Below are 20,919 nucleotides of genomic sequence, written 5' to 3'. Positions count from 1 at the left end.
GGACAGGTTAAGCAAGTAATACGTATATAAATACGCGTACTATAATTTTATCTTCTGAATGCTCTACTTTTCAATCGTGTAATGGAAATAGTCAATATCTACTGATCCTTTTTCGGCTTCGTTGTTAAACGAGTAGAGACCGATTCTATCCCCCCGATAGTAACCCCAGGCTAAAGTATAGGGCTCGCCCAAAGAGGTATACTTTTTACCATCCAGACTATACGAAAAAGTAGACTTTCCATCCAATCCCCAGACCGATCGCAGCCAGATTGAATACCCGGTAAGGGTATCGCCCTTCATGACTGTCCCATTCTTTCGATATTCAATCCAGCGGGTCGAGCCTTCCTGAGCAATGCCAATGGCAGCTTGTTGCTGGGAAAAGTGGCATAATCCGCTTCGCTGCCCGCTAGCCATGCGAGTGATATCCAGCTTCACGATGACTTCATTGCTACGCGTTCTAAAACAACGTTGCGTCAGGGTATTGCCCGCTGTTAATAATTCATTGTTTTTCAGGGGCTTGAAAGCTTCGAGTCGGAGCCAGCCCTTACGTTCACGGAGCGAATACTTTTCGTTTCTGGGCTGATAATTCCATTCCCATTGCTGGACTATTACGGGCGTATTAAACTCATCGCTTCGGGCCAGAGAATAGCCGCCAGCATTAGCGGAAGGAATTTTACCCTCCCAGGTCATGGTTCCAATCGAATCCCCGAGTACCGTGCCAATGATCGGCCAGTCATTGATCCAGGTAACGGGTAGTAAGCTTACGATTCTTCCTGACCAGTCGCCCGTGCCGTGGTGAGTCAGAAAGTACCATTTCCCATCCTTCCCTGGTATAATTCCTCCCTGATTGGGTTCCATGGCTTCCTGACTCGTCAGAGCGAGTTGCTTTTCTTCGGCATACGGGCCCGTGATCGTTCTGGATCGCTTGGCCATCACATACCGTCCTTTATCGGGCTTGTGTTCACTGAAGATGAGGTAATACCAATCCTTGACCTTGAGTAACTTACTGGCTTCTCTTCCTGACCCGGCATTTACTAGAATGGCCGATTGTCGGTCAATGGACTTGCCGTCGGCAGACATGTTGAAAAGATACGTTTTGTAGCCATCGGCAAAGTGAGTACCGATGAAATAGCCTTTGCCCTGTTCGTCCCAGATTACCGAACAATCATCCCAGCCGGGTTGCTTGAGTAGGGGCGTTAGCGGTTCCCAGGGGCCTTCCGCTTTGGCCGCTGAAGTCATGAAATACCCTTCGTCAGGCGTTCCGAAATACAGGTAAAAGCGATTATTATGATGTCTCAAAGATCCCGCCCAAATGCCTTTGCCGTACCGATTCATTTTCTGCCAGGATAATTCATCGGAGATCTGGGTAAGATCCGAAACGGCATGACCACAGATTTTCCAATTCACCAGGTCTTTTGACTCCAGGATAATCATACCGGGAGAGAACTGGAAGGTGGAAGAGATGGCGTAATAGGTTTCTCCTACCCGAATGCAATCAAGATCGCTGTAATCGCTGGGAATGATGGGATTCCGGTAGGTTCCATTTTTCTGGTCTCCCCAGTGCTCCCAGGCTCCCCATTGCGGTTGATTCTGGGCCATACCTGCGAAGGTAACCCACGTGAAGCTTGTGATCGTGAAAAAGAGTTTTCTAAGTACGTCGTTCACTGCATTAGCTATTTTAAATGAATCATTGCTTTAATAACCTTATTGTTCGGATCTAAGAAGTCTTCGAAGCAGTCTCGCACCTGATCAAAATCTACCCGATGAGTAATGTAAGTGGCCGGAGAGACTAAGCCTTTTCGCATGCAATCCATGACGTGCATAAAATCGGCTCTGGTGGCGTTTCTACTGCTCATCAATGTAGCTTCTCTTTTATGAAATTCGGGATGATTAAAAGTAATATTTTCCTTTTGTAAGCCTACTAATACATACCTGCCTCCATGAGCTAAGTACGTAAAGCCCGAGTTAATGGCATTCAGATTACCTGTTGCATCAATCACAACTGTAGGCATACCTCTATTCGTAATGAGTTCCAGTTTCTCCAGAGGGTTTTCTCGCCGTGGGTTTATGGTATAATCTACGCCTAGGGTTTTACTACAGAAGGTAAGCCTATCGTCGTTGATGTCCATTGCAATGACTTTTGCCCCTGCAATCCTGGCAAATTCCATGGCTCCTAATCCAATGGGACCCGCACCGATGATCAGGACAAATTCATCTTTAACGACGTTAGCCCGACGAATACCATGTGCCCCGATAGCCAGCGGCTCGACTAAAGCAAGCTCATCATAGCTAAGCCCTTCTGCTTTAATTAAAGCGTAAGAAGGAACCAGAAGTTGTTCCGTCATGCCCCCATCAATATGCACGCCACTGACCCGAATATGTTTACAGCAATTGGGTTTACCGCTTCGGCACGCAATACAAAGGCCACAATAAAAGTATGGAATAAAGGTTACTGCGTCACCGGGTTTAAAATCAGGGTTATCCGTCAGTACTACCTCGGCTGAAAGCTCGTGCCCCAGGGTACGAGGGTAGTTGAAAAAGGGCTGATTCCCTTGATAAGCATGCAAATCAGTACCACAAATTCCAATGCGTTTGATCGCAAGCAGGGAGAAGCCCGGTTTAATGGAAGGCGTTGTTGTGGATTGATATTCAAAGTGCCCCGGTGAAACACAAACGAGTGTTTTCATAGTGATTGATACTAGAAAGGATTAAAAAGCTATGATGAATAGCTAGAGGTAATGTATTGTTGGTGTTCAAGCGTAGTCCAAGATTTCACTGGAACTGCTTGGGTAACCATTTAAGTAAGAAGCCTAATCAAAAAGTGAGGGCTAGTGAGAAAAAGAAACGAGCGTTGGGCCCGTATCCTTTTTAGTAGGGGCCGATTTATACCCATACAACCCGTAAATGACTATAACTATAAAGCTTAGCAATGGTACAAAATATCCCACCTGGATACTGCCGGTTATATCGCTTAGGTAACCAAACAACCTGGGTAATAGAGCTCCTCCGACAATGGACATAATAATGAGACTACTACCATATTCTGTATCTGCTCCCAAATTCTTGATACCCAACGCAAAGATGGTTGGAAACATGATTGACATGAAGAAGCAAATCAGTACTATCGCGTATACGGTAATGAGGCCATGGGCCATGATGGCAATCAGACACAGGAAAACATTTATTCCCGCATAAAGGGTTAAAAGTCGATTCGGAGCTACAAATCGCATAAAGAAAGTACCCAGGAATCTGCCGATTAGCAAGGCAATTCCACAAACTCCCAAATAATCGGCTGCTTGAATTTCGGGAAGTGAAGCTACTTGCGTAGCGTATAGAATAAACAAACTGAATATACAAACTTGAGCACCTACATAGAAAAACTGAGCAACAACAGCCCATGTTAAATGACGGTGTTTGAACGCATGGAAAATAGACTGACTTTTCTGATGATGGGAAGTTTTGTAATTGATTTTAGGAAGTTTTATTAATTTAAAAATGATGGCAATAATCAATAAAATCATTCCTAAAATCAGGTAGGGAAGCTTCACTGAGGAAGCTTCCGAGGCTAAGGCTTGCATTCGTAATGATTCAGACATGGCCGAAAGTTCGGTGTCTGAATAGCTTCTCGTTAAGATAACCCTGGCTCCGATGACAGGAGCCAGAGCCGTAGCTAAACCATTGAATGACTGAGCTAAATTGAGTCGTTGCGTACTAGTTTCCGGAGTTCCCAATGCACTAGCGTAGGGGTTAGCTGATGTTTCCAAAAAAGTTAATCCACAGGCAATGACAAATAGAGCGACTAGAAAGAAAGAATAGGATTGCAGATTTGCCGCAGGAATGAATAGGAAACAGCCTACTGAAAATAAAAGTAAACCCAGGATGATGCAATTTTGGTAGCCCCATTTTTTGATAGCTAATCCTGCTGGAAGGGCCATCAGAAAGTAAGCGATAAAAACAGAAGAATCAACCAATGTCGATTGAGTCGTAGTTAGGGCAAAGGATCGCTTTAAATGGGGGATCAGAATGGGGTCTAAATTGTGAGCAAAACCCCATAAGAAAAAAAGAAAGGCAATAAGAAAGAAGGCAAAGCCTGTTTTTTGATGATTGGTAGATGAACTCATGCGTTGTTAAGTTGAGAGAAATATATCATGCACCATACTCGAAAGCATTGGCTGGTGAGAAGTTGACTTATTGAAAACATGAGCCTATGCTTTTCGTACTATTTACCTCTTCTATTGCGAACTGACATCAAAACATAATAAAGCTAATACTTTAGTATTCAGTCCTGTATAATACATAGTATGCAAGGAATAGCTTGAGAAATTATCCTGAATTTTGGAGGCTTCGCCTTCGGAGGAGATCATTAAGCATGAGGATTTAGAAAATAGGTCGTGCCCTATTTTAGTAACGTTTATAGATATACGTTACTAAAAATAGAACGATTGTATACATTGGTGACCGAGAGGTTAAGCAGGATTTAAGGTAAAGATGCGATCCATTTGTACCCATTTTTCATCTGTAGCCGACCAACTCAGGGCAAGCTGAAATTGTGATATGAGGGCTTCCCATTCCATGACTTTGGCATTGTTGCGATCCATTTGCTCTTTCACACGAAAGTCAAAATCATCCTTTGTTTCCATAATCATGAAGAGCCGATTGCTGGTGCGATAGATCTCCATGGCGGTCACGCCACTATCGAGCATGCTTTGGGTGACTTCAGGCCAGGCATTTTCGGATTTATGATAGATTTCATACTGGCGGATGAGCTCGGGATCGTCCTTCAAATCCAGAGCAAGGCAGAACTTTTTCATACGCGGGACTCGTGCAAAACATAACTAATGGAGACTTTCGACGCTACAAATGTATTGTATAACAAAATATCTAAATTGTATAAAAGGGCTTTTGATTTTAACAAATCGGGTTTTATAAATACGTATGAAATAATTTAATAAGAATATTTTCTTAGGGATCATCTCTATAAAACGGCTATTTATAGGTAAAACAGCCTGAATCGCTACTTTTTCGTTACTATACACAAATCTTACACGGTTGAACAAAACGTATAATTGTAAAAAGGGGATGAGTTATTTATCTTTTCAACGAGGGGTCAGGCCAAAGAGCTCACCTGAATATACCCCCAAACCCTTATCTGTTAAAAGCTGTCTAAAATTCATAATCGAAGACATTAGGGCGAATCAGGGGTTCTGAACGCTTGAGTGATGACGGCAGGTGGAACCTGCCTTAGGGTAGGAACGAGAAGGTATCTCGCACCAGTGGAGGTTCTTCGGTTAGTTCTGGAAGACAGATGGGGTTCCTTCGCAGTCGCTCGGCTAGAGCCGAGTGACGCTGTAGTCTGATAGGCCTCTGGCCGATGGTGGCAAGCCTGTTTTGGTCTGGGAAAAGTTGTTCCCTAACCCGCTAGGGGTTCTCATTCTACCGGCCAGAGCCGAGCGACGGGGGAGCCAATTTTTCCTGCCTGTCATCTCGAACGAAGAGAGAGACCTTCTCAGAAATGGGGCGGGGCTGGTTCAATCAAGTTACCGCATGACCCAATAAGCTTGAAAAAGGCCAGAAGATTCTTCGCTTCGCTCTGAATGACAGATGCTGATGATCAATATCCTTAAGGTATGAAATGACTTTACATACCAACCGTACCCTTGCGTTGTCCCCGCAGTGTGCCGGATGAAATCCGGGTCCATCCAGACCGGGGAAGCTCCAATGGTGCTCTCGAACAGAAAACGGTTCTTACAGGCTATTCCATAATCAATTTGAAACCTACACCCCTGATGCTTTCGATGTGAATGGACGGGTCTTCCGATAGGTATTTCCTCAGTCTGCTAATGAATACATCCATACTTCTGCCATTAAAAAAATCGGCATTTTGCCAGAGCTGATCAAGAATATCGTTTCGTTTGACCAGTCGATTGGGATGGGTAGCCAGATAGTGAAGTAACTGAGCCTCCTTCTCCGTAAGTATGCGGTGACTCTGCGAAGAGGCAAGCGAAAGATTACTTATGTCAAAATGGTATTGTCCAATCTGCAAAACCTGATTTGCGGGCTCTTCCTTACCCTTGGTTCGCTTTAAAATATTCCGAATTCGCTGGATCAGTTCATCCGCATCAAAAGGTTTAACGATGTAGTCATCCGCTCCCAGGCGTAAGCCTTTCAAGACATCTTCTTTGGCTTTCCGGGCCGTCACAAAAAGAAAGGGGAGATGAGGATGAAGCGATCTTAATTTCTCTGCGAGGGTAAATCCGTCCTCTTCCGGCATCATTACATCTATAATCAGAATATCGTAAGCCGTAGTCAGGAGTTCTTGCCTGGCTTCTATGCCATTGAATACCCGCAATGCCGTAAATCCATTCAACTCCAGATACTGCCTCAACAGATTACCCAGATCAATGTCGTCCTCTACGATTAGTACCCGGATGCTCATAACGCTACTAGTAATTCGAATGTGGAACCGCCAGGCCCCGTGTTTTTCAAAGTTAAGACGGCCCCAATGCTTGCGGCTGACTGCCTGGCCAAGTATAAACCAAGGCCTAAACCTCTGACGGTAGGACGATTTGCTTCTGGAACCCGGTAAAATTTATCAAATATATGCTCACAAAAAGCGGGTGCAATGCCCTCACCCTGGTCCGTTACCTGGATGCAGTAATGTTGGTTCGTAGCAAACCCCTTTAGGCTGATGGGCTTACTGGCTGCACTGTACTTAGCTGCATTGTCGATCAGAACGTTCAAGATACTGAGGATAACAGCCGTATTGGTTTTTACGTTTTGATAGAGGGGAGCAATGGCTACTTCCAGTCGGTGGTTCGCTACCTGCAAGTCCTGGCCATATTCCCTCAGGTAACCCGCAATGTCAACGTCCGAAAGTTTAATTTCCTCCTCGGTCTGGATGGTACTTTCCAATACATGGTCTACTAACTGCTGAATTTTTTGGTATTGCCGGTCCAGCGTTCCTAACAGCTCGTTCATGATGGCCGGATTAGCCTGTACGTCTGCCCGCAGCACACTTTTCATGATCAGGTTCACTGAGCTCAGCGGTGTTTGTAATTCATGGGTAATGTTATTCGCAAAATCTGTTTTCATTTCTGCTATCTTCTTCTGCCTGATCAAGGCCCGAAATACCATATAAAACAGGATAATCACGGCGAGAATCAAGCCTGATGCCATCAAGAATATACCGGCCATACGCCTGATCACCTCTGTTTCCCACCCTGAAATATCAATATAGCTGGATTGTTTGATGAGCAGACGGAAGTTCAGGCGGTTTGTGGATTTTCCGTTTCGATCCGATTTATCATTGGTTCGTGTCACCGTAATGTCCCGATTGAGCAAAACGGCATCGGCAGCAGGAATCACTTTCCCGATGATAGTTATGGGCTGATCGGACACCCGTAACAGTGTATCCGCTTTACCATTGTTTTCAAGGATGATCTCATCATATTGCAGTTGGTAGCTGATCTTGCCCAATGCAGGCTTCCTTCTTAATTGTACCGCCAAATAGTCTCCCGCCTGTTTGTTGATGCCCTGCTCAACCTGACTGATGGCCTTAAAGAGGTTTTGCTTGCTTATTTGTCCGTTTGTATACGAGACGGCTAACTGTGAAAGTTGCTGACGAATGCTGTCTTGCAAGTCCTGCATGTCCCGCTGGCTCATAATACCGGACATGGCCTGCTTTACTTCTGCATAGTAACGGTCTTTGGTGAGTCGGTACGTATTACCAACCAAATGATATTGAATAAAGCACAACGTGGTTACGGTTAATATACAGGCAGCAAGCAGTGCCCCGGTTTTGTAGTTTCTTTCCATGCTTGATCAAATATACGACCTGCCGTTAAGCCGGGTGTTACGCTTCGTTACCATTAACTCTCTATTAACTGTTCGTTAACCGTTGTTCTTTTTAAACCGCCTCACCTTTGTATCGAACAAAATTCCAAAAAGATGAAGAGAACAATCTTATCGGCGGTGCTCATTTTCTTTTCCGCTATCAGTTTTGCCCAACATACCAGATCGAGCCAAACTTCTACCGTAAGTACGTCGGTTAGTGTCAGCAACAGCGATCACAAGTATACGCTGCGGGCAGATTTTGACAACGGTGCTGAAGAACCCATCAGGAAGTTGATCAGGGATCGGTTAGGCAATCCCAGCCCGCTTTCAGCCACGGGTAGAAGTACCTGGAAGCTGGAAGAGGTCTATATCATTACCTTGCAAGACAACCGAATTTCCATGGAACTAGATAAGGGAAAGGCCACAGGGTCTTTAACTCAATCTTTTGTAAAACTCGGCAAAGACATACAGCAGGCAATCAGTCAGGCGGGGCAATAAAAAAGCAATATCGATACAATTTAACACGCTAAACGCCTAACATGAAACCCAAAATCGCTGTCTCGTTGATGGCCTGGCTCGTGGTGTCCTTATTCGTTACCGCCCGTGCACAAGATCAACTTTCATTGAAGGGGCAAGTACTCAACCCCGAGCAAAAGCCACTGGCAGGGGCTACGGTACGCCTGCGTTTGACAACAGATTCTGTATTTAATCACGTTATGAGTACTGATACCGCCGGGAAATTTCATTTTGAACCCCTGAAAAAGGGGCTCTATCAAACTCAGGTAACGATGATCGGCTATCAAATGTACCAGGCGACCCTGACACCGGATGACAAGGGCCAGCAGACTTTTTTACTTTTACAACCCGCTGAAGTAACCTTGAATGAGGTAAAGGTCACTACCCGGAAGCCACTAATTGAGCAAAGGATCGACCGGGTTATTGTTAACGTTGATGCTATGGCAAGCAACGCCGGAGGAACAGTTTTAGAAGCTCTGGAAAAAGCACCGGGTGTTGTATTGGATCAAAACGGCAGCGTCAGCCTGAAAGGGAAGTATGCCACCATATTTATCGATGACAAGCCGACGTATCTTGCCGGCGTAGAACTGGAAAATTATCTTCGCTCGCTCCCATCCTCCGCAATTGACCAAATAGAGCTGATGACTAACCCGCCAGCCAGATACGATGCTGCGGGTAATGGCGGCATTATTAATATCCGTACCAAAAAGAATAAAGTCATCGGGATCAACGGCGGCCTGAATCTGAGTTATATTCAAGGCAGGTACACCCGAACCAATAACAGTGCGAACATTAATTACCGTAGAAACAAGCTCAACGTTTTTGCCAATGCCACTTTCAGTGTCGCCAATAGTTATACCGATATGGATTTTTACCGGCATTTCATGAACACCAGTGGAGAACCCGTATCTGATTTCTTTCAGAATTCTTACACCCGTCGCACGGGTCAAAGCTACGGTACTCAACTAGGTGCTGACTACTATGTATCCGACCGGACTACGCTGGGTGTGAATTTTACCGGATTGTACAGACCCTCGGGTCAGCAGGTTCCGGTAGTCAGTCGATTCACTAATCCGCAGGGACGCCTCGATTCTACCGTGCTGGCCAATAATAATCAGAAGGCTCTTTTTAAAAATGCAGGAATTAATCTCAATTACAGGCATACGTACGGGCAAGAAGGGAGACAGTGGACCGTGGATCTGGATTATATCCGGTATACCAGCACGACCGACCAGTCGTTCGATAACTATACTTACAACCCTGATGGAGCCCTGATCAATACCTATTTGCTGAATGGCAGCTTACCTTCAGCTATCCATATTTATTCTGCCAAGACGGATTATACGCATCCCTTAAGCAATGGGCTGGAACTGTCAGCGGGTTTAAAAAGCAGTTACACCTATACTGACAACGTTGCTGATTATTTTTATACGTCCAATCAGGTTACTGCCCCTGATTACGATAAAATCAATCACTTTCGGTACCATGAGAACATTAATGCAGGGTATGTCAACGCTAGTAGGGAGTTCAAAAGATTCTCTTTCCAGACGGGCCTGCGTTTAGAGAATACATTTTCCAACGGTCATCAGTTAGGGAATGTGCAACGGCCAGATTCAACATTTAAGCGTAATTATACCAGCCTTTTTCCTACCCTGTACGTCCAGTATAAGTTGGATAGTTCCGAGATCCATCAAATAGGATTAAATTATGGAAGAAGAATTGAGCGGCCTTATTATCAGGACCTGAACCCTTTTCTCTCCCCGTTAGACAAGTTCACCTATTATACGGGCAATCCCTTTTTGAGACCAGCTTTTACGAATACGGTTGAATTGTCCCATACCTTTAAAAATCGGATTACCACGACTTTGTCCTATACCCTCAACCGTAACCAGATCAATGAAACGATAGAAATCAATAACGGAACGTACTTCAGTCGGCCCGGCAATGTGGGTCGCTCAACCGTTAAATCTATTTCTGTGGATGGTAATTTTGATCCATTCTCCTGGTTGAATCTGCATCTGTATGGCGAGGTGACGAACATCCATACCGTTAGTGACTTCTATACCGGACCGTTAAATACGAAAGGGACTTTTTATTATCTGAAACCCATCCTTACTTTCAAGATGGGTAAAGACTGGAGCCTGCAGGCCGATGGGTACTACCAGAGCCGTATCACGAACGTACAGTTTATAGCGGGCGTTCAAAAGCGGGTCAATCTATCGGTAGTCAAAAAGCTGTCACCCAGTGCGACGATTAAATTAGTCATCAATGATGCTCTGCATTCGTACGTAAACAGCGGCATTATCAATAATTTGGCGTTGACCCGAGCCTATTACCGTAATGTAGCGGACACACGCACCGCCGTATTGAGCTTCAGTTATCGGTTTGGAAAGGCAATCTCCGGTCAGCGAAAACATGAGACGAACGGTGCGGAAAGTGAACAAAACCGGGTGAAAAATTAGAAGTAAGGTTGAGCGAGTTAATTACAATCAATATCTTATTATCAGGGTTTTACTGGTTGATTGCCAGTGGTTTACGAAATTTAATCAATAAATTCAAGAGATTTGAACAGATATTCATAGCCTCGTCTAACTTAGCTTGAATTTTCATTCTTGATCGGTGAACAAGAATAAAATATCGTTTTATTCCACTAATAGCATTCTCGATTTTCACACGTTTAGACGAAATATGTTTATTAATATCTTTCTGCTCTTGTGTTAAAGGTTTATTTTTAGTTCCTTTAATTGGAATGATCATTTGTTTAGCTAAAATATGTTTATTTATTCCAATAAAACTTAGATCAACCCATACATTAATTTTCGAGAAATCATACGAGGCAAGTTCTTGTTTAAATATTGTAAAATCATGAACTTTACCAAGATGAATTTCTCCTACAAACAGAATATTTTTATATACATCCGAAATAAGTATCCATTTACTGCTATGCCTTTTTTTTACCACTATAGTTATTCTTCTGACTATCATTATTTTGCGGTCCCGATGTCTCAATTTCTGTCACATCAATAATCACATCAGAAACTGAAGGAAAAGTCTCTGTAAAGGATTTATCATCCTTAAAATGTCGAGGAATATTAATACCTAATTTCTGGTAACTTGCCTGTAATACTGGTTTAAGTAAATCAATTAAATTACTAGCTGTTTTTTCAGAACACCCAAAATAAAGGCCCCTATTCACAAGCGTTGGATATGCTTTCAGGTAATGTAAAATAAAAAAAAGAGCCTGTCGTTTGTCGGTCAAAAAGGGTCCTTTCCCTTCTTTATATGGATTTTCTTTGCGAGGAATATATAAATCTTTAAAAGCAACATAAAGTTGATCAAATTCATCTTTATTTAATCCCGTGGAAGCCCTATATTGCTTATCACTTAATAAATTAGTGTAAATGCTCATGTTTTTTATTGCAAAAAAAAATAATTAATTCGTTCAATATCAAGTAGTAAAAACTCTAATGGTGAATGGCTACAGATAGTAGGAGCTATACATACTCATCCAACAGATGGATCTCCAGGGCCTACTTCAGCCGATGCAGAATTTGTAAACTATTGCGGAGTTCCCTTATATGGTATAACTAAATCTGCTCTTTGGTCTATAGATAAAAGAAATGGAAGAAGAGATTTTGCCAATTATAATCCAGGTGTCAATTGCTGGGGAGCTATTGATCCTTATTCTAATTTATAATTATAAATGCAAAAAAATATGAAAGCATTCATTACTTTACTTTTAATAGTAATATCATCTTCCTCATCTTTCACTCAAATAACACTAGAAAGTAATTTGAAGAAACACATTGATGACTATATTGGGACGTTAGGTAATAATGATGTACTTATTTTAACTGTTGAACATTGTTCAAATAAAGAGGCTAAATTTTATTTGAGTTCGATAATAAAGATGAGTGACTTTGTTAATAATGTCCCTTCAATTTCATTTGAGTACAACAATAGAATTATACTCTATTATACAGGAGTAGAAAAATACATCAAGCCTAAAGTTGATACAGTTTTATATAAAAGATTGGCTACTATTCTCGAGAATAATTTAGATGAGAAAGGTAAAGATGCTAGGACAGATATTCCCCCCACTCTCTATGATGTTCCGGTAATAGAATTAACGGTTATGCTCGATGGTAAAATCAATAAGAAAATTAGTGAAAGAGAATTTCCTAACTGGTCTAGCTGGAGTAATCGGCATCCTGTAAAAAGATAAAATGGTATAGTGCATATCTGAATGTTATTGAAAAGACTATTCACTGGATGGTCTTTTTTCTTGATTTTTATGCTCTTTCTATGATTATAGTAATGTTACCAAATTTGCCAGTGTAAGATGCTTAAGATCTTGCTTGGGGAGGCTTACAAAGTACTATATTTATCATGTAATCTCTAATGATTATAAAGCATAATTAAGAAAAATATGGAAAAGTATAAAAGTACTTCAGCATCTTTAGGCCATTCTTGTAACTAAAACTAGTATGAACATTAGACTGATAGTATTGGCTCAATGTGTAACTCTATTGACGAGTATTGAAGCTTTCGCTCAAAAGAGTGATATCTATCCAGATTTTGAGATTAAATTGACAGAAAGCTTATCTCAAAGTAAATTAAGAAAACCAGTGTCTGCTTTTTTAGGAAAGCATGTATCTGTAACGGAAGAGATAGCCCCTAACTGTGAGACTCAATATGGCGAATTTAAATTTAGAGTGAATGAAAAAGGCACCGTAGATTCTCTTGTGGTAAGTGGAAACCTAAAACCACTCGTTGTGAAAGAGATAAGTGCAAATATTTGGGCCAGTTCCGGGAGGTGGAAATTTAATCATCTAAAAGAGGGTATAAAATCCTACTGGTTTACCTATCCGTTTTATCAGTTTATTGGCCTAGAATCTTCAGGATGCTTCATTCGGGGTAATGCTTCTCAAACTAATCTTAGGTTAAATTATGACGTATTATTGCGATTGCCTTACAATTCAAAGGGTCTCTTAAAAATGAAAGATGGCTATTTGATTGAGCCAGGATCTACAGAACCTTATGAGATAAAATAAATCTCTCTACTAAGTCTAATAAATAGATTATATTAATTATATATTACTTGATATAATTAGGTGAATTTTACGTAAATGATTACTCTATAAGCCGTTGATCATTACTCAACGGCTTTGTTTATATGCAATTACCTGATGATAGAAATTAATTGTTGATTTCTATAAACTTAGCCTTAGCGTCTAAATAAGATGTAGTCAGAAAGTTCTCGCTCCGTTGTATTATCTTAGTTAAACGATTATCAAGTGCTTTTACTGATTATTCCATCTTAATCTATTTAAAAGAGATTAGCCGAGTTAAACGCTTATTGTTATTTTTATAATACTCAGACCAACAACTTTAAGTAGAAACGTGGATTGCTTTTACGCTTTTCAAAGGTTCTCGTTTGTAAAAGCTTATAAGAATGTTATCGTTGTACTATGAAATGTATGACCACTGGAGCTCATGACTGTTCATTATTCAGATCACCAACCAAGCGAGCCGCTTCAACCTTTTGTTTTTACCTTTTGGAAGACGCAAAATACTAGTGGTACGGACAGCCATTATACCATCATTCCTGATGCAGGAATCGAGTTGATTTTTTCTATTTTTCCTGAACAACCCCAGCAAATAAAGTTGTTTGGCTTATCAACCCATCTGTTAGAGATAACCATTCCTGACCAAACGGTCTTATTCGGGGTTCGGTTTAAACTACTAGCGGCGGAATACCTGCTTCGCACCAGGCTATCTACAAATTCCAGCCATAAATTGCCCATGGATTTGGGACAATTGGAGCTACACGCTCATACACCACTGGCTAGTTTTGTTGAGTCCGTAAGTGCCTTGCTTTATCAACAACTCCATTCCCAAAGCATTGACCCAAGAAAACGAAAGCTTTTGGAGTTAGTGTATCAATTCAAGGGAGCTGTCTCGGTTCATGAGCTAGCCTTGGAAACGGGCTGGGCCGCTCGACAGATGAATCGATATTTCAAAGCCTGGTTTGGCCTTCCGCTCAAGGAATACTTGGAACAACTAGCCTTTTTCTCTTCCTTACCTGAGATTGGGCAAGGCCTTTTTTACCCACAAAGCTACTACTACGACCAATCTCATTTCATCAGGCAAACGAAGAAGCGTACGGGAAAAACGCCTAAACAACTTTATCAGCAACGAGAGGCCCGATTCGTCCAATTGGACAGTTCCGGTGACGAATCATTGCACTTAAAAAAGTAGAAGCGTTCGTCGTACGAAGTCTTTAATTAAAAGGGTGATTAGGAATTGAAAGGGTGATTAGGCAAAACTCACCTATGGGACTATTTTACTTGCTTGAGAGTAGGTGGTACGTGAGACAGTGACTAGGTGAGAGCCTAACCGTTCCAGGTTCGAACCTGGAACGGTTAGGCTAAGCTATTTCACTAAGGTGATTTGCTTGCAACTCCTGCAAATAGGCTGGTTAATCAAACGAGGTAGGAATAACACTGATTTCGATCATCAAACGGTCAAAATGAAAATAAAAACCAAACGTATTTCTTAGTTTCCTCGGCTCACTTTCAAAAGTCACTTCCTGGCCCTGAAGCTTCTCATAGACAGCCATAACTGATTCGCGGTCAGGTTGATAAAAACCGACATGAAAATTCTCTGGGTATTGGACTGCTTGCTCTTTATTTAGTTTTGAGGACCATAAGACTAAAGCAAATGCATCGGTATTGGTTAAGACCGCAATCAGGTCTTTTCGATTATCAATGCATTTGAATCCTAGATGATCTACAAACAAGCTGATTGCTTTGGGAATATCCGTGACGACGAGATTAATGTGATTGAGTTTCATGTGCGATCTATTTATAAAGGAGTAGCAAATTGGCCTCTTGCTGGTTTTATAAATTGGATAAATCGGACATTTTATCAATGGGCTTAATCACTTGCCCTTGTAAATCTTTCGGAAGGTCAGAAAGGGAGTCCCGATGTTCCAACCACTGGAATAAAAGTTAATAGAATGAGTTGATTTCGCCGCTGCATCTTCGCCTCGCATAGCAGGTGAGTGGCTTATAGGCTGCTTGTTTGGCAATCCTACCAATGGGGTAATCGATACGATCAATGCTTTAGGGTTGAGCGAATAGGCATTAACCTCAAATTATATGGATAGAAGCCTAACAACTATCTTACGGCATTTTACAAAGAAACATTTTAAAAAAGTTACTTTGGATGATATGCTCAAAATAAGGTGATGAGCAATGATGTGATAACCGATTAAAAAAGATGAGTATAAAGTGCTTCGGGGCAGGAAGGAATAGGTGACATTCAAGGCCTTCAAACGGATTGTCCCCAAAGTAGAATGCCGTATCAGCTAGTAATACTTTTTTGCAAAGCGTATCAGTCAGCCGCAAAAAGGGAACCGTATTTAAGAATAGACCGATTTCTTCCAGTTGTTTTCTAATAGTCCATACAGACAAAAAATGATTGTTCGTATAATCCTCACAGTGAGTGTTTTATCAGCAACCTGAATGCTATTTAAACCGCCATGTCATTAAAATAATATTCCATTCTTCAAAAACGAAAAATGTTAAGCCGTCTTCATTTAGGGTAGAGCTATTGATTTTTGTGAGTGAATTTTGTAAACTCGCAGTGCCAAATGGTCTTGCATTACTTGAGCTGAACTGCTCATTTATCCTTCGGTTTTCCATTCATTAGCTATGCGTTTTTGCTGCATAATTCGCTAGGCTACTAACCTGTAGTTCACCATTTTTACTAAAGACTTTTGCATAAGTAAAAATAATAAACCTATTTAAAGTAATGAAGAAAAGCTTCTTGTTTATACTGTTTACATTAACTTCTATTTTTTCACAAGCCCAATATAAAGTCGATTTTACAGAAAAGTTTAAAAAAGAAAATCAGGGAAAATATAAAATCGAAATCAATGAAGTAAAGGAACTGGTCCATATAATGATCGCAATTACCAAATCAGGTATAGAAAATGACGATATGGTGGAACAGAAAGGAAAATATTATCAAGATGTCATCACTCATTTTAAGCCTTATGAAAATGAACAGATCATCAAAATAGTTGATTCCCTTCTAGTTGCTTCTATTTATAATTATATTTTCCTTACAGGTAACGGAATTTCCTATGATTTTAAAGGAAACAAACTGATTAAAAATAAAATATTCGATTTTCCGGCGACCACTATTTCAAAGAATACAATCAAAGAAAATCCGATCACTACTTACAAAATAGCAATTGAAGACTTCGCCAATAAATCGAAGTTCAGAGAATTTTATAACAACCACAAACCCTATTATGCAGAGATTATTTCAAGCTATGAAAAAAATGCAAATCTTGGTAAACAATGGAAGTGGTTGGAGAAAAATTTTAAGACAACCCAGAACAGTTATGCCATTTTTTGCTCGCCGCTAATCAAGAGTTTGAATTATACGGGAGATTTTAAAAACAACAATTTCAAACTTATCTATATGGTTTTGCCGCCGCTTGATAAGATGGAAAAACTTTCGGAACGTGAAAATGAATTATTTAATACCAGGGTAATGTTTACCGAAATTGACCACAATTATGTTAAGGAGCCAACGCTTGCAAACCAGGAAACGATCAATCAGTATTTTAAAGGCAGAAAAGAGTGGACGAATGAAGATATAGAAGGTGTTTCGGCTTATCCGAATCCTGTAAAGGTCTTTGATGAATATATGACCTTTGGTGTTTTTGTATTGTATTGCAAAGAAAGTTATGATAATAAAGATTTCCTTTCAGCCAAAGAAAGTGTTATTAGTTTAATGAAGGAAAGAGGTTTTCCTAAAATGCAGGAGTTTACCGACAAATTGCTGAAAGTCCGTTCTGAAAATCCGGGTACAAAAATTGATGATATTTATCCTGAATTTTTAAAACAGTTTCAAAAGTAAAGAGTGGCTTTTCATCAGGTGAGCTGCCTGAATTGATAAACACCAAGATTTAGCCGATACCGCAGGCTTTGTAGTAAGCTCATCAAAGCCCCTCGATTAGTAAATGCCGGAAATTTTTTCCTATGGGTAGAGCTTTCCCATTGCTTAGATGGATCATGTTAGCCTCCAGATAATGGATAAATTTTTTGTTGATAATGAATGACTTATGAATGCGAATGAATGAGTCCTTTGGCAATTGTTCTTCAAAACTGATGAGGGTGCGGGGGGTAAGTAAAAATTTCTGAGGTCCCCAGACCTTTACATAATTCCCCAAACTTTCAAAATAAAGGATTTCATCCAAAACCACTTTCACTCGCTTCTTATCAGATTTAACGTAGATAAAGGAAGACTCTAGGGAGGGCATACCCTCATTTTTGGTCTCGCTTACGGCCATTTGCCGACGGAAGTCTAACTGCGTTTGTGCTCGATTTACCGCTTTAAGGAAACGATCAAATCGAAATGGTTTGAGTAAGTAATCACATACTTCCAGATTGAAGCTTTCCAGAGCATAGGCTTCGTGGGCAGAAGTTATAATGATCAGTGGCGGTTGTTGTAATGTTCTAATAAATTCCAGCCCATTAAGTTTGGGCATATGAATATCCAGAAAAACCAGGTCAACGGCCTGCGTATGGAGGAAAGTTAACGCTTCGGTAGCTAGGTAACATTGTCCAACGTTTTTGAGAAAGGGAATATCAGCTATGTACCTAAGAAGTACTTCATGGGCCAGGGGTTCATCGTCAACGATTAGGCAGTTTGTAGTCAGCATTTTCTAGTTCTAGCTCAGCTTTAAAAATCGTATTTTGAATTTGGAACTCAAGATGGTGAGCGTCAGGATACAACAAATTCAGTCGCTTTCGCAGATTAATTAATCCGATGCCTGTCCCAGATTTCACTTCCGAGGAAAACGAATTTTCAGAAGTAAAATATAGTTTGCCCGAATCTATTCGCAAGGTCATATGCAATAAGCCCCTCCCGCTGGCTGGTTCAATACCGTGTTTAAAGGCATTCTCGATCAATACAATGAGTAGCAGGGGTGCAATTTTAAATGCTGGATTATCGATTACAACATTAAACTGAAGATCAAATTTGTCTTTTAGCCGAATAGCCTGTAGTTGCAGGTAATCGTGTAAATATTGCACTTCATCACCAATCTCAACGTAGGGTTCTCTGGCTTTATAGATCACATACCGCATTAAGTCGGACAGTTGTAACACTACCTCAGGAGTATGCTGTGACTGCTGTAGACTTAAAGCATATAGGTTATTCAGGGTATTAAAAAAGAAATGGGGATTGAGTTGTTGCTTCAATAAGTCGAGTTCTGCCCGGGTTTTTTCTTTTTCTAGTAACACCAGCGTTGCATTTTGTTTTGACCACTGTACAGCTAATAACACGGGCAGGCTTAGCAGTAAAATCGTGATCGCCCCAAAGGCATTCTCCCATACAAATGCATTTCCGGAAAATATACCACCCAGCCGTTTACTAAAAGGCAGCATATATAACAATTGACCCATAATCGGATAAGTAATACCCACTAGGGCTAACGCACTAAGTATATACATCAACACGCCTCTTTCTTTTAAAATCTTACCCACTAAAAGTCGACTGTTGACCAGGAAAAAGAAGTAACCGCATAGGTACATCAACATCAGTTGACCGGCGTAACTGAGAAAGGTAGGGAATCGCAAAGCCACCTTCACTAGATTGAATTCAAATCCGATTAAGAGTTGTTGTTTAGTATCATACTGCGGAAGGCCCAGACTAGATACGGCCATGGCAGAAAGCATTAACGCAATGAAGGTAATAGAAATGAATACCGATTTTTCCAGACTTAACTTCTGACCCCATACCGTAGAAAGTACCCACTTGGTCATGTAATCGTTAACGAGCAGCAGAAGGTGTAGACACAAGCTGCAAACGGCTCCGGTAAACACAATTTCCCACAACTCGTTATGGGTCTCTAACAGGAGTAGACTACCGAACGCCAGTAAGAGTAGATATAGGCCAAAATATATAATTTGATTGTGACGATGTGCCTGCTGTTTTCTTTTCCAGGGAGCTATTCTCCAGGTAACTAGCAGGATAGGGAGATGCGAAATAAAGAGGATAAAGGCACTCCTAGAATAGGTCACCCAGCTGCCGCCCTCATCAAGGGCTCTGATGATTGCAATCCATTGCAACAGACCGAGATACAGGCAAAAGTCTAGTTTACTAGGATAGCCTTTGATTTTTTGAATGCTCATAGAGCTTCAAAAAAAGGCTGATTTTCCAGTGTACCAAATTAGAATGATGAAAGTGTTTTTTTTAATGACGTACGTCAACAAATGCGTTTATCCTCATTCTATGGAACTTTAAATGGAAAAGTGACGCCCTGATCATCTGTTTTTGCCGGATCATTTCCATAGGCCCATCTTGAATCGAAAATCAAACGCTAATGCAATGGAAAGGCTTGAAATCGCAGGAGTAACCAAAACGTATCCGAATGGAGTGACCGCCTTGGACAACATTTCTCTAAGCATCGGTAATGGGATGTTTGGCTTGCTGGGACCTAATGGTGCCGGAAAATCTTCGCTCATGAAGATAGTAGCCACTTTACTTGAACCTGACAGTGGAAAAGTAATCTTCGATGGAACAGATATTGGCAAAAACTCACTTTTTCTCCGCAGCCAGCTTGGCTATTTGCCTCAGAATTTTGGGGTGTATCCCACCATTTCCGCCGTCTCACTGCTGGATCACCTGGCAGTGCTCAAAGGGATTTCTCATAAAAATGACCGGAAGCAACAAATCGACGCGTTATTGCAACAAACTAACTTATACAAAAATCGACATCAGGCGGTAAGCACCTTTTCAGGGGGTATGCGACAAAGGTTTGGTATTGCACAGGCGTTGCTGGGAAACCCGCAACTACTGATTGTTGATGAACCTACGGCTGGACTTGATCCGCTGGAACGTAACCGGTTTCATGACATGCTTAGCGAGATTGGAGAGCGAATCGTCGTGATATTATCCACGCACATTGTTGAGGACGTGCATGATTTGTGTCCCGAAATGGCCGTACTCGTCGGCGGTAAATTGATTCTAAAAGGTAAACCCTCTACTTTAGTCGAAAAGCTGAAGGGTAGGGTTTGGCAGAAAAACGTTAGCAAAGAGGAACTACCTAGCCTGCAAGCGTGCCATCAGGTAATTTCCACGCGGTTTGTCAGTGGTCATACGCAAATACACATTCTTTCCGACACGAAGCCAGCTATTGATTTTAAGCCCGTTGAACCCGGCTTGGAAGACGTATATTTTTCTACGTTATTCAGCTTTCAGGGGCTGGGAAAGGTAGTGCCAGCATGAAGGGGTCTTTACTTCTTTTCGAACTAAGCTATTATTTCAAGCAAAGAGTTTTTCAGGCTTCAGCAATCCTGTTTTTCGGTCTGGGATTTTTGATGACTTACGGTCGATTTGGTGGGCCAGAGGTGTACAAAAACGGACCGTATGTGATTAACTTCATTGTTTGTCTGTTATCCATTTTTTTGATTTTTGTCAGTGCCTTGCTTTGTTCTAATGCGGTGTTAAGGGATAAGTCTCATCAAATGGAGGCACTGATTTATT

18 protein-coding genes are annotated in these 20,919 nt (G+C 41.3%); 7 read left to right on the top strand and 11 right to left on the bottom strand.

Annotated elements, in window-relative coordinates; genetic code table 11:
• Positions 1-63: 63 nt before the first annotated feature.
• From QE390_RS22400 to QE390_RS22375, 6 genes are all read right to left on the bottom strand, one after another.
• Complete coding sequence (locus QE390_RS22400; RefSeq protein WP_307143964.1) at positions 64-1,665, bottom strand: glycoside hydrolase 43 family protein; 1,602 nt, start codon at positions 1,663-1,665, stop codon at positions 64-66.
• Between the two features lie 8 nt (positions 1,666-1,673).
• Complete coding sequence (locus QE390_RS22395) at positions 1,674-2,687, bottom strand: zinc-binding alcohol dehydrogenase family protein (protein ID WP_307143963.1); 1,014 nt, start codon at positions 2,685-2,687, stop codon at positions 1,674-1,676.
• Positions 2,688-2,828: 141 nt separating this feature from the next.
• Positions 2,829-4,121 (bottom strand): L-fucose:H+ symporter permease, encoded by a 1,293-nt coding sequence (gene fucP, locus QE390_RS22390; protein ID WP_307143962.1) that lies wholly within the window; start codon positions 4,119-4,121, stop codon positions 2,829-2,831.
• Positions 4,122-4,466: 345 nt separating this feature from the next.
• Entirely contained in the window at positions 4,467-4,811 is a 345-nt protein-coding gene (locus QE390_RS22385) for an L-rhamnose mutarotase (RefSeq protein WP_307143961.1), read from the bottom strand.
• Positions 4,812-5,752: 941 nt separating this feature from the next.
• On the bottom strand, positions 5,753-6,436 hold the full coding sequence (locus QE390_RS22380; protein ID WP_307143960.1) for a response regulator transcription factor: 684 nt from the start codon (positions 6,434-6,436) through the stop codon (positions 5,753-5,755).
• Positions 6,433-7,815 (bottom strand): sensor histidine kinase KdpD, encoded by a 1,383-nt coding sequence (locus QE390_RS22375; RefSeq protein ID WP_307143959.1) that lies wholly within the window; start codon positions 7,813-7,815, stop codon positions 6,433-6,435. Before QE390_RS22375 ends, QE390_RS22380 begins: the two co-directional genes overlap by 4 nt.
• A 132-nt stretch (positions 7,816-7,947) precedes the next feature.
• On the opposite strand from QE390_RS22375, the gene QE390_RS22370 reads away from it, so the two are divergent.
• Together QE390_RS22370 and QE390_RS22365 are read left to right on the top strand one after the other, a co-directional pair.
• Positions 7,948-8,331, top strand: a complete 384-nt coding sequence (locus QE390_RS22370; RefSeq protein ID WP_307143958.1) for a hypothetical protein — start codon at positions 7,948-7,950, stop codon at positions 8,329-8,331.
• A 41-nt stretch (positions 8,332-8,372) separates the two neighbouring features.
• A complete protein-coding gene (locus tag QE390_RS22365; RefSeq protein WP_307143957.1) occupies positions 8,373-10,811 on the top strand; it encodes an outer membrane beta-barrel family protein in 2,439 nt (812 codons plus the stop codon).
• A 49-nt stretch (positions 10,812-10,860) separates the two neighbouring features.
• On the opposite strand, the gene QE390_RS22360 is transcribed toward QE390_RS22365, so the two are convergent.
• Together QE390_RS22360 and QE390_RS22355 are read right to left on the bottom strand one after the other, a co-directional pair.
• The gene (locus tag QE390_RS22360; RefSeq protein WP_307143956.1) at positions 10,861-11,334 is read right to left on the bottom strand and encodes a transposase family protein; all 474 of its coding nucleotides are present in this window, start codon (positions 11,332-11,334) and stop codon (positions 10,861-10,863) included.
• Positions 11,291-11,758: a transposase family protein gene (locus tag QE390_RS22355; protein WP_307143955.1), complete on the bottom strand. Its 468-nt coding sequence runs from the start codon at positions 11,756-11,758 to the stop codon at positions 11,291-11,293. Before QE390_RS22355 ends, QE390_RS22360 begins: the two co-directional genes overlap by 44 nt.
• Positions 11,759-12,064: 306 nt before the next feature.
• On the opposite strand from QE390_RS22355, the gene QE390_RS22350 reads away from it, so the two are divergent.
• The 3 genes from QE390_RS22350 (at position 12,065) to QE390_RS22340 (ending at position 14,610) form a co-directional block, all read left to right on the top strand.
• On the top strand, positions 12,065-12,574 hold the full coding sequence (locus QE390_RS22350) for a hypothetical protein (protein ID WP_307143954.1): 510 nt from the start codon (positions 12,065-12,067) through the stop codon (positions 12,572-12,574).
• Between the two features lie 262 nt (positions 12,575-12,836).
• Positions 12,837-13,403, top strand: a complete 567-nt coding sequence (locus QE390_RS22345) for a hypothetical protein (RefSeq protein WP_307143953.1) — start codon at positions 12,837-12,839, stop codon at positions 13,401-13,403.
• 442 nt (positions 13,404-13,845) lie between these two features.
• Positions 13,846-14,610 carry a helix-turn-helix domain-containing protein gene (locus QE390_RS22340; RefSeq protein WP_307143952.1) on the top strand — a complete coding sequence of 255 codons (765 nt, stop codon included), beginning with the start codon at positions 13,846-13,848 and terminating at the stop codon, positions 14,608-14,610.
• Positions 14,611-14,830: 220 nt separating this feature from the next.
• Here the strand turns inward: QE390_RS22340 and QE390_RS22335 are convergent, their stop codons facing one another.
• Entirely contained in the window at positions 14,831-15,205 is a 375-nt protein-coding gene (locus QE390_RS22335) for a VOC family protein (RefSeq protein WP_307143951.1), read from the bottom strand.
• 962 nt (positions 15,206-16,167) lie between these two features.
• Between QE390_RS22335 and QE390_RS22330 the strand changes: the two genes are divergently transcribed.
• Entirely contained in the window at positions 16,168-17,286 is a 1,119-nt protein-coding gene (locus QE390_RS22330; protein WP_307143950.1) for a DUF4932 domain-containing protein, read from the top strand.
• Positions 17,287-17,368: 82 nt separating this feature from the next.
• Here QE390_RS22330 and QE390_RS22325 read toward each other — a convergent pair whose 3' ends face one another.
• Both QE390_RS22325 and QE390_RS22320 read right to left on the bottom strand, forming a co-directional pair.
• Positions 17,369-18,091 carry a LytTR family DNA-binding domain-containing protein gene (locus QE390_RS22325; RefSeq protein ID WP_307143949.1) on the bottom strand — a complete coding sequence of 241 codons (723 nt, stop codon included), beginning with the start codon at positions 18,089-18,091 and terminating at the stop codon, positions 17,369-17,371.
• Positions 18,063-19,565, bottom strand: a complete 1,503-nt coding sequence (locus tag QE390_RS22320; protein ID WP_307143948.1) for a sensor histidine kinase — start codon at positions 19,563-19,565, stop codon at positions 18,063-18,065. Before QE390_RS22320 ends, QE390_RS22325 begins: the two co-directional genes overlap by 29 nt.
• Positions 19,566-19,761: 196 nt before the next feature.
• Here QE390_RS22320 and QE390_RS22315 point away from each other — a divergent pair, with 196 nt between their 5' ends.
• Positions 19,762-20,661: an ABC transporter ATP-binding protein gene (locus tag QE390_RS22315; protein WP_307143947.1), complete on the top strand. Its 900-nt coding sequence runs from the start codon at positions 19,762-19,764 to the stop codon at positions 20,659-20,661.
• Positions 20,662-20,919: the final 258 nt, after the last annotated feature.

Origin of the sequence: Siphonobacter sp. SORGH_AS_1065 (genome assembly GCF_030818595.1) — a bacterium.
In the GTDB taxonomy this organism is placed as follows: domain Bacteria; phylum Bacteroidota; class Bacteroidia; order Cytophagales; family Spirosomataceae; genus Siphonobacter.
This window is presented reverse-complemented; position numbering and strand designations above follow the sequence as displayed.

What these genes read in the sequence shown, in the direction of transcription:
- QE390_RS22345 (WP_307143953.1), top strand. Translation starts at nt 12,837, where the DNA reads ATGAACATTAGACTGATAGTATTGGCTCAATGTGTAACTCTATTGACG.
- QE390_RS22385 (WP_307143961.1), bottom strand. Translation starts at nt 4,811, where the DNA reads ATGAAAAAGTTCTGCCTTGCTCTGGATTTGAAGGACGATCCCGAGCTC.
- QE390_RS22315 (WP_307143947.1), top strand. Translation starts at nt 19,762, where the DNA reads ATGGAAAGGCTTGAAATCGCAGGAGTAACCAAAACGTATCCGAATGGA.
- fucP (WP_307143962.1), bottom strand. Translation starts at nt 4,121, where the DNA reads ATGAGTTCATCTACCAATCATCAAAAAACAGGCTTTGCCTTCTTTCTT.
- QE390_RS22350 (WP_307143954.1), top strand. Translation starts at nt 12,065, where the DNA reads ATGAAAGCATTCATTACTTTACTTTTAATAGTAATATCATCTTCCTCA.
- QE390_RS22320 (WP_307143948.1), bottom strand. Translation starts at nt 19,565, where the DNA reads ATGAGCATTCAAAAAATCAAAGGCTATCCTAGTAAACTAGACTTTTGC.
- QE390_RS22330 (WP_307143950.1), top strand. Translation starts at nt 16,168, where the DNA reads ATGAAGAAAAGCTTCTTGTTTATACTGTTTACATTAACTTCTATTTTT.
- QE390_RS22335 (WP_307143951.1), bottom strand. Translation starts at nt 15,205, where the DNA reads ATGAAACTCAATCACATTAATCTCGTCGTCACGGATATTCCCAAAGCA.
- QE390_RS22370 (WP_307143958.1), top strand. Translation starts at nt 7,948, where the DNA reads ATGAAGAGAACAATCTTATCGGCGGTGCTCATTTTCTTTTCCGCTATC.
- QE390_RS22340 (WP_307143952.1), top strand. Translation starts at nt 13,846, where the DNA reads ATGACTGTTCATTATTCAGATCACCAACCAAGCGAGCCGCTTCAACCT.
- QE390_RS22365 (WP_307143957.1), top strand. Translation starts at nt 8,373, where the DNA reads ATGAAACCCAAAATCGCTGTCTCGTTGATGGCCTGGCTCGTGGTGTCC.
- QE390_RS22355 (WP_307143955.1), bottom strand. Translation starts at nt 11,758, where the DNA reads ATGAGCATTTACACTAATTTATTAAGTGATAAGCAATATAGGGCTTCC.
- QE390_RS22380 (WP_307143960.1), bottom strand. Translation starts at nt 6,436, where the DNA reads ATGAGCATCCGGGTACTAATCGTAGAGGACGACATTGATCTGGGTAAT.
- QE390_RS22360 (WP_307143956.1), bottom strand. Translation starts at nt 11,334, where the DNA reads ATGATAGTCAGAAGAATAACTATAGTGGTAAAAAAAAGGCATAGCAGT.
- QE390_RS22325 (WP_307143949.1), bottom strand. Translation starts at nt 18,091, where the DNA reads ATGCTGACTACAAACTGCCTAATCGTTGACGATGAACCCCTGGCCCAT.
- QE390_RS22375 (WP_307143959.1), bottom strand. Translation starts at nt 7,815, where the DNA reads ATGGAAAGAAACTACAAAACCGGGGCACTGCTTGCTGCCTGTATATTA.
- QE390_RS22395 (WP_307143963.1), bottom strand. Translation starts at nt 2,687, where the DNA reads ATGAAAACACTCGTTTGTGTTTCACCGGGGCACTTTGAATATCAATCC.